Annotated in this window: 8 protein-coding genes; 2 read left to right on the top strand and 6 right to left on the bottom strand. The window is 52.5% G+C overall.

Going from position 1 to position 14,428, the window contains the following annotated elements:
- The first annotated feature begins 100 nt into the window (after positions 1–100).
- Positions 101–3,733, top strand: a complete 3,633-nt coding sequence (locus ABD931_RS00515) for a family 78 glycoside hydrolase catalytic domain (protein WP_345262832.1) — start codon at positions 101–103, stop codon at positions 3,731–3,733.
- 22 nt (positions 3,734–3,755) lie between these two features.
- Positions 3,756–5,234: a flavin-containing monooxygenase gene (locus ABD931_RS00510; protein ID WP_345262831.1), complete on the top strand. Its 1,479-nt coding sequence runs from the start codon at positions 3,756–3,758 to the stop codon at positions 5,232–5,234.
- A gap of 345 nt (positions 5,235–5,579) precedes the next feature.
- Here ABD931_RS00510 and ABD931_RS00505 read toward each other — a convergent pair whose 3' ends face one another.
- From ABD931_RS00505 to ABD931_RS00480, 6 genes are all read right to left on the bottom strand, one after another.
- Complete coding sequence (locus tag ABD931_RS00505; protein ID WP_345262829.1) at positions 5,580–6,791, bottom strand: acyltransferase family protein; 1,212 nt, start codon at positions 6,789–6,791, stop codon at positions 5,580–5,582.
- 98 nt (positions 6,792–6,889) lie between these two features.
- Positions 6,890–7,600, bottom strand: a complete 711-nt coding sequence (locus tag ABD931_RS00500; RefSeq protein ID WP_345262827.1) for a hypothetical protein — start codon at positions 7,598–7,600, stop codon at positions 6,890–6,892.
- A gap of 250 nt (positions 7,601–7,850) precedes the next feature.
- A complete protein-coding gene (locus ABD931_RS00495) occupies positions 7,851–9,593 on the bottom strand; it encodes a tetratricopeptide repeat protein (protein ID WP_345262825.1) in 1,743 nt (580 codons plus the stop codon).
- 81 nt (positions 9,594–9,674) lie between these two features.
- Positions 9,675–10,727: a sensor histidine kinase gene (locus ABD931_RS00490; RefSeq protein ID WP_370469297.1), complete on the bottom strand. Its 1,053-nt coding sequence runs from the start codon at positions 10,725–10,727 to the stop codon at positions 9,675–9,677.
- Positions 10,728–10,760: 33 nt separating this feature from the next.
- On the bottom strand, positions 10,761–12,200 hold the full coding sequence (locus tag ABD931_RS00485) for an AAA family ATPase (protein ID WP_345262823.1): 1,440 nt from the start codon (positions 12,198–12,200) through the stop codon (positions 10,761–10,763).
- Positions 12,201–12,306: 106 nt separating this feature from the next.
- Positions 12,307–14,379 carry a sensor histidine kinase gene (locus ABD931_RS00480; protein WP_345262821.1) on the bottom strand — a complete coding sequence of 691 codons (2,073 nt, stop codon included), beginning with the start codon at positions 14,377–14,379 and terminating at the stop codon, positions 12,307–12,309.
- Between the last annotated feature and the right edge of the window lie 49 nt (positions 14,380–14,428).

The following is a 14,428-nucleotide window of genomic DNA, read 5'->3' as shown; positions in this document are numbered from 1 at the left end:
ATGGCTCAATGTACCTGTCGCCTATTTGCAGAAACCAGTACTGTACGTACGGCCTATTGAGCAACTGCGTAACCCTACTGAAGAAATATCATCTTTGTTTATGAAACGATTTATTCTTACCTGCCTGACCAGTCTGTTTATCCTCGGGCACTTACTGGCCGGTGTCACGCTGGAAAACCTGAAAGTCGATTACCAGAAAACACCCCTAGGCATTGATGTGCCAAATCCGCATTTTTCCTGGCAGATGAAGGCGCTCGACAACCAGCGTGGTTACGCCCAGCAGGCATATCAACTTGTGGTAACGGACTCTAAGAACCAGGTGGTCTGGGACACCAAACGGGTAAAATCCGCCCTTGCGCACGGTATTGAGTACGCCGGTAATGCCCTGCAACCCACCACCCGCTATACCTGGAAAGTGACGGTTTGGGATAATCAGGGAAAGACAAATACGGCCTCCTCCTGGTTTGAAACGGGACTAATGAATCCTTCCGTGTCGGCCTGGTCGGGTGCCCGGTGGATTGGCGGCAGTGACGAGGACCTGGTATTTTATTCCCACTACCTGTCGGTGTTTAAATTCCAGTACGGCGTTCAGTTGGACAAAGCCTCCAACAGTACCAGAGCTTCTTTTGTGTTTGGGGCCAATGACCGTCGGCTGATGAACAAAAGCCTGAACCTGATGGGTCGGGAGAACGGACCGAATCAGAGCTATATTGCGCTGGAACTGGATATTGCCAACGTGAGTGATGCGCCGGATGGCCTCGCCAAACTGAATGTCTACCGGGTCGGCTACACCAAAGATGACAAGGCGGATGTGCCGTTTAAAAGCTTCGATATTCCACAATTCTTGATTAATAATGCCAACAAGTACCAGAAGCACAACGTGCTGGTCGAGTGTAACTTCGGCTTGTTCGATTTCTTTGTCGACGGCAATCAGGATAGCAACCGGCTGAAAGACAAGAATGCGCCGGCAACACCGTCCCGTTTCGGCCCCAGAGGATTTAACCTCAACCCGGTTGGCAGCGGCAACAACTACATCAGTTTTCCGATGCTGGCCGACATCGGCTTTAAGGTGCCGGACAATCAGGTCGCGTATTTTTCCGACGTTACCATAAAAAATTATCGTTTCCCGTCGAATACCCTTTTTACCGAAAATCTAACAAAGTCCGGTTATCAGGGGATCTTTAAAGCCCCTCGGCTTACGGTTGCCAACGGGCAGTACGTGGTAAAAGGCGGAGCTTTGATTACGGCGAACCCGAGCACCAATGCCGCACCCATGCTGCGGACGGTCTTTACCACGCAGGCCAAACCAATTGCCAAAGCGCGGATGTACGTCACCGCCCGGGGTATCTACGAGATGTACCTCAATGGCAGCCGTGTCAGCAACGACTACTTCAACCCCGGCCTGACCCAGTACAACAAGCACCACATGTACCAGACTTACGACGTAACGAACTCCGTAAAACAGGGGCAGCGTAACGCCATAGGTGCCTGGATGAGCGAAGGCTGGTGGAGCGGCAACATTACCTTCAGTGGCGAAAGCTGGAACTACTTCGGCGACCGCCAATCGCTCCTGAGCAAACTCGTCATTACCTATGCCGATGGTACAGAGCAGGCAGTTGTCTCTAATCCAGCGCAGTGGAAGCTGTTCACCGACGGACCGATTCGCTACGGCTCGTTTTTCCAGGGGGAAGTCTATGACGCTACCAAAGAACCTGCCGTCAACGGCTGGTCGCTGGCCAATTACAACGATAGTAGCTGGAAACCGGCCGTAGAAGTACCGCTGGAAGGCACTGCCTACATGGGTACGTTTACCGACGCCCAGGGCCGCAAAACTACCTTCGACTATAAAGATTTCAAGCTCGTTGGTCAGATGGGTGATAACCCTACCATTGTCAAGACCCTGACCGCCCGTAACGTCGAGGAAGTCCGGCCGGGGGTATTCGTGTACGACATGGGGCAGAACATGGTGGGCGTGCCGCAGATTCAGATTACAAACGGGAAAAGGGGTCAGGTTTTAACGATGCGGTACGCCGAGGTGAAATACCCCAACCTGCCCGACTACAAAGGCAACGAAGGCATGGTGATGATGGAAAACATCCGGGCCGCCCTCACGCAGGATACGTACGTACTGAAAGGTGGTAATGCCGACCGCGGCCCGGAGACCATCCAGCCCCGCTTTACCTTCCACGGCTACCGGTATCTGGAAGTGACGGGCATCGAACAGGCTATTCCCGTCGGCAACGTCAAGGGATTAGTGATTAGCTCTATTTCGGATTTAGCGTCAAGTTACGAGACGTCGAACGAACTGGTCAACAAGCTCTGGCAGAACATCACCTGGTCATTGCGGAGTAATTTCCTGTCGATTCCGACCGATACGCCCGCCCGTAACGAGCGCATGGGCTGGAGTGGCGACATCTCGGTATTCTCCAAAAGTGCTACTTACCTGACCGATGCCGATTTGTTCCTGCGCCGGCACCTGCTGGCCATGCGCGATGTACAGGCCGAAAGCGGCCGGTTTACCGATGTAGCACCGATGGGTGGTGGCTTCGGCGGTACGCTCTGGGGCAGCGCGGGTATTGTAGTGGCCTGGGAGACCTACCGGCAGTACGGCGATGTGCAGGTGCTTAAGGAACATTACGACGCCATGAAGCGGTACATTCAGTTCCTGGAGAGCAAAGTCGACAAAGAGACCGGCATCCTGAACGAGGGACCACTGGGCGACTGGCTGAGCCCGGAAAACAACAAAAACGATAATACCCTGTTCTGGATGGCCTACTTCGCCTACGACCTGGGTATCATGAGCCAGGTTGCCGCCGTGCTGGGCAAAACCGACGATGCCGGCCAGTTCAGCAAGCGCCAGCAGGAAATCAAGACCGCCTTCAACACCATTTACGTCGACAAGGACACCTACCGGACGGTAAAATCTGGTCTGAAAACTGCCACTATGGGGCCACCTAACGCGCAGCAGGGAGAGCAGAAATCCGATAAGGGACAATTGATTGATACGCAGGCCTCGTATGCCATTCCGCTGGCGTTGGGGGTGTTCAGCGACGAAAACAAACCCTTTGCGGTGAAGTACCTGACCGAAGCGATTCAGCGGAAAAACAAAGACGATGGGGGTGTGGAACGGCCGGAATATTCGCTGATGACCGGCTTCATCGGTACGGCCTCCATCAGCGATGCGCTTTCTGAGAACGGCAATCATGCGCTGGCGTATCGGTTGTTGCAGCAGAAAGATTACCCGTCGTGGCTGTACTCGGTTGTGAATGGGGCTACCTCCATCTGGGAGCGGCTCAATTCGTATACCGTCGAGAACGGCTTTGGCGGCAACAACAGCATGAACTCCTTCAACCACTACTCGTTTGGGGCGGTAGCAGCCTGGATGTACAACTACTCGCTGGGTATTCAGCGGAACCCGCAAATCGCCGGATTCAAGGAATTCGTGCTGAAACCCACGCCCGACCCCGACGGCAAAATCACCTTCGCCAAAGGATATTACGATTCGATATACGGCCGTATCAACTCTGAATGGGCAAAAACCGGTAACAAGTGGACGTACAAAACTACGGTTCCGGCCAATACCACCGCTACCCTCTACCTGCCGGCCAGCAGCCTTGCGCAGGTGAAAGAAAGCGGTAAATCCATTGCGCAGTGGAAAGGCATGAAACAGGAGAATGGACAGGTGGTGCTGCCGCTGGTTTCGGGCACCTACACCTTTGTCATCAGCCATTAATTAGATAATGCGGCTTTAGTTCATGCGTACTACCCAATTTCCCCACGACGAAACCGTACTCGATGTACTTATCGTGGGGGCCGGTATTTCCGGTATCGGAATGGCGTACTGGCTGCGGAAAAAATGCCCCGGCAAGCAGTTTGCGATTCTGGAAGCGCGGCAAACGCTGGGCGGAACATGGTCGCTGTTCCGGTATCCGGGCATTCGGTCCGACTCCGATATGTTTACCTTCGGCTATCGCTTCAAGCCCTGGCAAAACCCGCAGTCGCTGTCCGACGGCAGCAGCATTCTGAGCTACCTGAAAGAAACCGCCGACGAAAACGGACTTGACAAACACATCCGCTTTGGGCACAAACTGCTCGCAGCCAACTGGTCGGCCGCGACCAGGACCTGGACGCTGCGCGTACAGCATCCCGGTGGCGTGGAGGAACTACAGTGCCGTTTCCTCTGTATGTGCAGCGGCTATTACAACTACGACGAGGCCTACAGGCCGCATTTTGCCGGAGAAGAAACCTTTAAAGGCCAGTTGGTGATACCGCAGTTCTGGCCGGAGGATCTCGACTATCGCGGAAAACGGGTAGTGGTAGTGGGCAGCGGAGCCACGGCCGTGACCCTGGTGCCGACCCTGGCCGAACAGGGGGCCGGCCATGTGACCATGCTGCAACGGTCGCCGACCTATATCATGACGATGCCCAACCGCAACGCACTGTTTGTCAACCTGAAAAAAGTACTGCCCGAACGGTGGGCTTACCGCTTTACGCGGTGGATGAACCTCAGCCTGAGCATGATTATGTTTGCGCTCTCCAGGCAGTTTCCCCGGCAAACAAAAAAGCTCATCATGAAGGGAGCCGCCAGACAACTGCCGCCCGGCTTTCCCGTTGAGCAGCATTTTAGCCCCAGCTACAACCCCTGGGACCAGCGCCTGTGTGTTGTGCCGGACGGCGACCTTTTCACGAGTATCAGCAGCGGTAAAGCGTCGGTGGTTACGGACGAAATCTCGCATTTCACCGAAAGCGGAATCAGGCTGAAATCCGGCGACGAACTGCCGGCCGATATTATCGTGCTGGCCACCGGGCTGCAACTCCGATTAATGGGGGGCGTGAGCATCAGCGTAAACGGCAAGCCCGTGCAGACGAAGGACGTGATGATTTATAAGGGCATGATGGTGAGCGATGTACCCAACCTGGTCTACGCCTTTGGCTACACCAATGCCTCCTGGACGCTGAAGGTGGATCTGACAGCAAACTATACCTGTAAGCTGCTGAACTACATGGACCGGCACGGGTATGATGTGGTGATCCCCGCCAAACAGAACGTCATGTCCGAAGAGCCCTTCCTCAACCTGAATTCGGGCTATATTCAGCGGGCCGGCAATGTGCTGCCTAAGCAGGGAGCCAAACGCCCCTGGCGGGTGTACCAGAGCTATCTCGTCGATATGTTCGCTACCCGATTTGGTCGCATTGCCGATGGGGTATTGCAGTTTCAACGGAAATCAGCCTAGACCATGCAGGTAAAAGACAGAGTAGCCGTGATTACTGGAGCCGGTAGCGACATTGGCCCCTGGTCGGCAACGACGCCAACGTGGTCTCCGTGCTGGAACGCTCTCTGCCGGTCGGCTATTGGCAACTGCTGAAAAGGCTGGCGGGGAAATAAAGAGTGAAAGAGTGATTTGCCCGCTTTGCTCGCCCGCGAGTCTCGCCCGTATCTCGACAAAGTCGAGGACGAGCGGAAGTTTTTTCTACGAGATTAGCTGTTTTTACTGCACATTAAAGTCGGTGTCGCTGATGCCTTTGTTGATCTGTACCGGGTTTATAAATGGTTAAACTAATTGGAAGTTGCAGAGGGATTATTGGCTCACTTCCGTTACGGCTGAATCTACAGGGGCCTTCTCTCGCCGATATCCAAACCGGTTATTGATGTAGTTGCGGGCCGGGACCTCCACATATCGATACGTCAGGGCAGCCACGGCCAGCGTCAGCCCAACCAGCAGCAGACACATCAGCTCACCTGGTGGGCGCTTGGCTGCCATAAGAGCTTGGAAGCTAAAAAACATTTTGCGGTTTTGGGGTAAAATTATAATGGTCCACAGGGTATAAATGAGGGGCATATGCACCATATAGATGGAGAACGACCAGTCACCCAGTCGCTGTAAAGGCCAGGTATCTAAAAGTCGTTTGACGAAGTCGTGGTTATAGGCCGCGGTCAGGATAACGAAGGGGAACAAAGCCACAATCAGGAGTTGGTGAATACCGAAATGCATCGCTACGCAAACGCCGACCGCAAACAGCAGAAACGCCCAGCCACTTTTGAGCAGGTCAGCCGCCCAACGGCTGCGGTAGAGTTCGTAACAGAACATACCAAGTAGAAAGCCCGCCAGACAGCGGATTAACCCCCAGTCGGCCATGGTATTAATACTGGGCGGATTCAATTCACCAGGTTTCGTGTAAAATCGATTGCCAAAATGGGGCACAATGTAGTACATCAGGCCCAGATACAAGCCGACGATACCGGCCATCGTGAGTACTTTGCCTAGCCCACCCAGGCGGAAGAAAGGCCCTACCAATAGGGGAAATAGCATATACACCCACCACTCCGTACTCAGCGACCACGATGGCGTATTGAGCATAGGCCAGTCATACAGGTGTAGCGACTGCACTAGGAAAAGCGAAGCCGGAATCGCTTTCAGATCTTGCATATAAGGTAACGTTCCGTCTGGCATAGCGTCGGCCATAGAGCGGATCACCAGAATGACGGCCGCAGCAGCCCAAAGCGTTACAAAGTGTAATGGATACACCCTCGCAAAGCGGGCCAGTAGATATCTGTTGTAGCTTCTCCAGGTAACCTGCTGCTGGAAGGAAGGTCCGTAAGCGTGAGCCAGCACAAAGCCGCTGAGCACAAAGAAAAAATCGACCCAAAGCCAGCCGTTCTTCACAAAAAGGGTTTGTTCCGGGTTCACAAAGGAGGATAACAGCAAATTAGAATGGAATATAACGACCAGCAAAGCGGCTATGCCCCGCAGCGGTGTCAGGGTGGTGAGGTAAGGTATAGTTGATTTCACAGTAGATTAAAGGAATGAGTTGGAAAGAATGACCAACATAGTGATCTTGAAGACGTGGGACCGGTGCCAGTACCCGCCCCATTTTTTTCGAAGATCAGTTACTGCACGTTGAACTCAGCATCGCTGATCCCTTTGTTGACCAGCACAGAGGTCATTTTAGTCATTGACACTCCACCGCCGTTTTCCTGATACGTTGAACTAAATGGGATCTTTACCCCGTTTACCGTTCGGTAATCGCTAGACTTGAGCGTTGCGGTACGGCTCTGATCCCACTTGATGACATTCTGTACTTTCAGGCCGGTTGCCACATCGTAATAGCTTATCCACAAGGGGGTGCCATCGGCAAAGGTACTCGTTACCTTGTAAGCGTCTTGACCGTCGATCTGCTCCTTGCCGACAAGGGTTGATTTAATACCCTGTTCTTTGAACACTAGCTCCGGAAAAAGACGGTTATACATCAATGAAAGTCGGGCAGCCTGTTCGTTTTGCCGGGTAGTTCCCTGCTGGGTAATCTCGACCACATTGGTACCATTAATTACATTTTTATAAAGAAGTTGGTCGTTGTCGCCCGTAATTAGAGTCAATGCCTTAGCGGGCATTTTACGCTTTAAGGTTATCTGCATTTGCGCCGGGGAGTTATCAAACTGCAACAAGCCCTGGGAGGTCACATTGTTGACCTTCATCAGCGCTTTTTTGCCGCCGAGGGCCGCAATGTATTTGTTAATAACCTCGTCGGCCGTGGGTAGGGTCTGGGCATGGGCCGATACAATAAGAACAGGTAAGAGGAAGATGATGATAAGCTTTTTCATGATAAATTGGATTTGAGGAAACGGTACTAAAAGAATATAGTAAAAGGGCCGGGCAACGCGCCTGATGGCTGCGGCCTGACATGTCTGAACATAATGTAAACTTGTTTAGTAGCTGGAAATAGTACCCGGACAATTATTAGGACGATTTATAGTGTATTGATAATCAGATCGATAAGCAGATTATTTCTAGTTCTGCTAAGCTGGCTAAGTAGAAAGAGCTGGAGAGGATAGCGTTCTGTAGCGCCAGGGATTAAACGTCGGCGAACGCTTCTCCCAGGTCGGCTCCTTCGGGCAGGCTGGTTTTTTTGCGAATCCGGTAGCGGGTTTTGAAAATAGTATCCGTCGAAACGCCCAGCATGTCGGCCATTTCTTTCGTGGAAAGCGACAGACGGCTCAGGCAGATGATGCGCGTTTCGGCGGGCGTGAGCAGGGTATGTTTCCGGCGTAGCCGAAGCAGATAATTGGGGTACACCTGCTCGAAAAGTTGCTGGAACCGCTCCCAGTCGGCTTCAGTCAAGATGGCCAGTTCCATCAACCTGGCGATGTGCGGTAAGTTCTCGTCGGTGGTGGGTTTGGTGGCTGTTTCCTGTGCCTGCTGCAGTTGAATGAGCTGCCCGGTTCGGGCGCGGGCCTCCTCGGCGATGCGTTCCAGTTGTTGTTCAGCCTCACGTCGGCGTTTGCGTTGATAGCTAATATAGAGCAGCGAACCCAGGGCAACCAGCACGAGTAATCCTATAGCTGTATACTCCAGCCAGACGGCCCGGTCACGATCGGCATCAATCTGATTCAACCGGGTTTGGTAGGCCTCTGTTTCGTATCGTTCCTGCTTTTGCCGGAAGATTCGGTAGTCGTCATTGGCCTGTTTTTTTTCTGTCAGCCGGTTTGCCAATTGCGTGTAGAACAAGGCTTTATTGAGGTTACCCCGGTGCTGGTACACCTCCCCCAGCCCGGCAAACAGAGGAATTATATTCAGGCTGTCGGTTTGATTCACAAAGGCATGCACCGAGTCATACAGCGCCATCGACCGCTGAATAGCCCGATACGCTTTGTCGTATTGCGTAAGGTGCAGGTACACCTCCGAAAGCGGAACCAGGGCGTTAAATTCAGACTGGCGGTCGTTTTCAAGCCGGGCCACCTGAACCGCCCGTTCCAGATGGGGGATGGCTGCGGCCGGCTTTCCCTGCTTACTCAACACCACACCCAGGTTGCCGTAGCTCACCGCCGACTGAATCTGCGAACCAATCGACCGGGCAAACAGGTAGGCTTTACGGTACCAGTGATCCGCTTCCCGTAGTTTGCCTAAACGCAGATGACAAGACCCCAGATCGTTTAAAAACTGCCATTTGTAGAAATTGTAGCCGTAAGGGAAAACTTTGCGGGTCGTTAAGGTTGGATGGAGCACCTGTTCGCCAAAAAGGGCAATTTGCCGGGCCAGTTCGTATTCTTCAATGCTGAAAAAATAGATACTCATCCACCACAGGTGATGGTCAATATCGAAGGCGGGTCCGTGGTAGTTGTGCAACACAGACAGCGGCTGTTTTTCCAGGGTAGTAATAGCTTGTAAAGCTGCGTCATAGACGAGAATGCGACGAGTACGGTCTTCTATCTTTCCGCCATGCCTCAACACCCCTATGCACCATACAACCTGGCAGATGGCTTCTTCGACGCGTAGCTCATTGTCGTGCGCCAGCCTGATCACCGACTGAATGTCGGCCAGCTTCGTTTCGCTTTTCGCGTCCGAGTTGATAACCTGATTGCGATGCCAGAAGAGCTTCAGCAGGCAAATCGTTCGGGGGCCGTTGGCCTCCGCCAGCATAATTTTATAATCGGCTACCGCAGCCGGTTTCTTCTTCGGGTCCAGGAAATCATGCCAGTGTTCAGTGATATAGGTATCAACGAACGTAAACTGTTCGTCATCCGACAACTGTCGGAAAGAAGCCCGATTAATCTGCGCAAACAGGAATTGCACGTTTACCAGAAGCAGTGCAAGCATACACCAGCGACGATACATAGGTTTAGCAGCAGAAAAGATTATAGTGATTTAATCAGAAATGTCAGAATTTACATTTACACACTAATAAGGCAATTGAATGACAAACTCGGATCCCTCACCTTCCCGGCTCTCGACCTCCATCGTTCCCCCATGCCCTTTGGTGATGATGTCGTAACTCAGGCTTAGGCCCAGACCCGTGACCTCGCCGGTGGGCTTGGTGGTGAAAAAGGGCTGATAGATCTTGCTAAGAATCTCCGGGGGTATCCCCGTGCCGTTGTCGGCTACCCGCAAGGATACCTTGCCATTCACCGCCTGGGTGCGGACCTCAATCTGAGGCTGGTAGGCAGGGTCTTGCAGACTCTTGGCTTTCTCCTGCACGGCATAGAAGGCGTTGTTGTAGAGGTTCAACAGCACCCGACCCATGTCCTGAGGAGCTACGTTAACCTGCCCCAAGGCAGGGTCCAGCTTGAGCCGTAGGTCGGCGGTGAAGGTCTGGTCTTTGGCCCGCAGGTTCTGGTAAGCCAGTCGCAGGTACTCGTCGGCGAGTTGGTTGAGATCGGTGGGTTGTTTTTCACCGGTGCTGGCGCGGGAGTGTTGCAGCATGCCTTTGACAATGCTGTCGGCCCGCCTGCCATGGTGGGTGATTTTTTGGAGACTGTCTTTGAGATCGATGATGAGCTCGGTCTCCAACTCTTCATCCCTTTGCTCCTTCGTCCTTTCCTCCTCTAATTCCTCCACCAACTCCTGACTAACCTCCGAAAGGTTATTAACAAAGTTCAGCGGGTTCTGTATCTCATGGGCAATGCCGGCGGTTAGCTCACCTAAGCTGGCGAGTTTTTCTTTCTGGATAAGTTGGGCCTGGGTGGCCCGGAGCGTAGTAAGTGACTCCTGTAGTTTGGCGGTGCGTTGCTCGACTTTTTCTTCTAAGACCCGGTTATAGGGTGCGAAGCGGTAGCGCTCCGGGTATTGCAGCAGCGAGTCGATGGTAAGCTGCTGCCCTGGTCTTACTTCCAGAGCCGTCAGATGTTCGTCGAGGTTGTCAAAAGCCTGGTTGGAATTGCTCAACACCAAAGATTGAGCAGGTGCCGTCAGGCTAAGCAGGCTAAATAACAGGATTATGCGTAGTGATTTCATGGGTTACGAAGGGCTTAGTGAACTAATCGTTGCTTAAGGCTTCTCAAACAGCTTATCCATCGTGATTTCACTGTCGATTTCTTCGAGGTAATATTTGTTCTGAAGAGCCGGATACGTGGTCAGCAGGGTAGTAAACAGGGCTTTTTTGGTCTGCGTTGCCTGTTTGAAAATGCTCTTTTTCAGCCGGAGCCGGGCTGCATAATCGTTGGTAATCGCATAATTGTCTCTGGTAAATTTAGCTTCGCAGAGGTGTACAATCTGGTCGGCCCGGTCGATAATCAGGTCAATTTGCGCGCCGGGCAGGGTATCGTCGCCCCGGAACTTCCAGGCGCTGTGTTGGGTATAGACCCCACTGATGCCCAAAGCCGCCTTGATTTGATTCAGGTGGGCCATGCAGATGTTTTCAAACGCGTAGCCGCTCCACGCCGTGTAGGTACTTTGCTGAGCGAGTTGCTCCCAGATTTTATCACCACCGCCTTTGTTGGGCTGAATAAATTTCAGGTAAAACAGCGAGTACAGGTCCGTCAACTTATAGACGGCATCCTTCCGTTTGTTCTGAAAGGGCTGATAGAGGCTGATAAAATCGCACTCGGTCAGTTCTTCGAGGGTTTTGCTAAGCTGCCCTTCGTTGATGTTCGTCTGGTTGGCGATGTCGGTGCGGCTCATGCCTTGCGGATGGGCTGCCAGGGTTTCTACGATTCGGATGTGGTAGTCGGCTTTGCGAAACAGCGAGTGATAAAGCTGGGCATACTCGCCGTATAGCAAGCCTTGGGGCGTAAAGCAAATGGCATTGATGAGTTGGGTGGCACTCTTGCCCTTTTCGATCTCTTTCAGGTAGAACGGGATACCGCCCATTGCCATATACAACTCAAGGATCTGGTACTGAGGCAATTTTACCCCTATACTTTGTAAAAAAGCCTGGGTTTCGTACAGATTGAAAGGCGATAGCTTAATGCGCTGGGTAACCCGGTTATATAAGCCGCCACGAGCCCGAATCAGGTTTTTCAGAATCCAGGAAGAAGCCGACCCGCAGGCAATCAGCAGGATATTATCCAGTCGGGAAGCGTGCTGATTCCAGAAAAACTCCAGGGCCGAGACAAATTCGGACTTGGGCGTATCGAGCCAGGGCATTTCGTCCAAAAAAACGACCTGCTTTTTGCCCGTACGGGGTAACTCTTTAAGGTAAGCCGCCAGATAGGCAAACGCATCATGCCAGTTGGCAGGCACTTGTGTTTCGCGTTGCCGGTTGGTGCGGTTCAGGTACTCGTTAAAAAAGTTAAGAATCTGCCGGTCTTTTGCCCCCTCTCTGGTGCCGGAAATATCAAAAACAAGGTGTTTTTGGAGATACTGCCGGATCAGAAACGTTTTGCCGACCCGTCGCCGACCATACAAAGCCAAAAACTCAGCCTGGTTCGACAGCAGCAGTTTATCTAGTTTTTCTTTTTCGACGGTTCGGCCAACAATACGATTCATAAGAAAGGGCGTCTAATAATTAGAGAAATCTATAAAAAAGGTAATCATTTCTCTAATTATTTAGTTCAACTCCATAAAAACCACTTGATTTACCAATAGCTTCAAATTAGCAAGGCAGCGCTATTACAAACTCGGCGCCTTCACCTTCCTGGCTCTCGACCTCCATTGTGCCCCCATGCCCTTTGGTGATGATGTCATAGCTCAGGCTAAGGCCTAAACCCGTGCCCTCGCCGGTGGGCTTGGTGGTGAAGAACGGCTGATAGATCTTGCTAAGAATCTCCGCCGGGATACCCGTGCCGTTGTCGGCTACCCGCAAGGATACCTTGCCATTCACCACCTGAGTAGTAACTTCAATCTGGGGCTGGTAAGCAGAATCCTGCTGCCGCCGGGCCTTCTCCTGAGTGGCATAGAAGGCGTTGTTGTAGAGGTTGAGCAGCACCCGGCCCATGTCTTGTGGCGTTACGGTGATGGGCTGAAGAGCCGGGTCTAAATTCAACCGCAGATCGGCAGTAAACCCCTGGTCTTTGGCCCGGATGCCGTAGTAGGCCAGCTGCAAATACGCATCCGCCAGCGCATTCATGTCGGTGGGTTGCTTTTCGCCGGCGGGAGTGCCGGCATGCTCGAGCATACTCCGGATGATAGCCGCAGCCCGTTGTCCCTGCTCTGTGATGGTTTGCAGATTCTCGCTGAGGTAATCGGCCAGGGGCAGCACATCCGAGGACCGCCCGGTGCTGATTTTTTCTTTGAGTTCGTCGATCATCTCCACCGACACTTCGGCGAAGTTGGTGACGAAGTTCAGCGGGTTTTGAATCTCGTGGGCGATGCCGGCAGTCAGCTCACCCAGGCTGGCGAGTTTTTCTTTTTGAATGAGTTGGGCCTGGGAAGCGCGGAGTTCGGCGGTGCGTTGTTCGACTTTTTCTTCGAGTACGCGGTTTTGGTTTTCAATCAGTTGCTGATTCTCTTTGGTCAAGCGTAGTTGCTCCTGATTGGCTTCCTCCTGATGCCTTTTAAGCAGGTTGACCTTATCACCCATCGCCAGGGTGAAGATCAAAATTTCAAGGCCGGAGCCGATAGCTAAACTGTTCAGCGTCCAGAAATTGAAAGGAAGTTTATCAGCCAGCAGCATTAGATATACCGTCAGGGAAGTGAAGAGTACTATGGTGCCGACTACCATATATATGGCCGGCCTAAAACCGCGCCGGTAGGCTACTATGCCAACAGAGAGGCCAAATAGTTGATACGCTAAGGAAAGCAAAGAAGTAAAGACGGAGTTACTAATTTCCCGCAGACCCAGAACGATCAAAAGCGGATAGGCAGGTAGGAGCAAAGCACAGAATCCTGCAAACCAGAAACCGGCTCGATACCAGCCCACGGCTACCTGACGAAGCGGCAGGAAGGATAATTGAAACAAGATATGTGCCAGGGCAAGAAGAGTAGAGGAGACAAGCGTAAACGTGAATTGAAGGTTATGGAGATGGCTTGATAACTCGACTCCCTGACCAGATCCAAAACTAACTCCCAAACCTGCCAGGAACACCCATATGGCATACAGAAAATTATCACGGTCGCCCAAGCGCACAAACAGAAGCAGGCTGTACACGATCACAATCAGCACAAAGCCGTAGTAGAATCCGTAGAACAGATCATCGTAATGGCTTTCCTTCAGCAGCAACAGGTTAGCCTGTGCATAGACCGGCAAGGTGGCGGCCCATATGCCTTCAACGTACAGGTAAATCGTATGCGTCTGGCCTTGAGCCAGATGCAGGGGCCACATGCGTTTGCTGTGCTGAAAATAGTCGGTCGTGTCCGTAACTAACAGCGCTAAATCCCGCTGGTTGAGGATACGCCCACCTTCGGTTTCGTAGAGGATCATGCGGTTGAAACTTAATAGGAAGATACGCAGGGCGAACAGTTGAGGAGTTTGGTTGGTCAGCTCCAGCCGCAGCCAGTAGGAATGCCCAACGGTTAGGCCTTGCCGGGCGACGGGCGTAAAGCGGTAAGCCTGGGGATGTTGCAGCAGCGAATCAATGGTTACCTGCCCAGGTCGGACTTCCAGGGCGGTGAATCGGCCAAAAAGGGAGTAACTCTGGTTAGGGTCGTTCAGGACCAGGGGCTGGGCGTGAGTAGGTAGCAGGCAGCAGGCGAATAACAGACCCAGCAGGGTAGTACGTAAAAGCATGGTGATCAGGCGGGTAAACACGAGTGTGCCTGAAAGTAACAAAAAATCA

The organism is Nibrella viscosa, assembly GCF_039541875.1.
In the GTDB taxonomy this organism is placed as follows: Bacteria; Bacteroidota; Bacteroidia; order Cytophagales; family Spirosomataceae; genus Nibrella; species Nibrella viscosa.
This window is presented reverse-complemented; position numbering and strand designations above follow the sequence as displayed.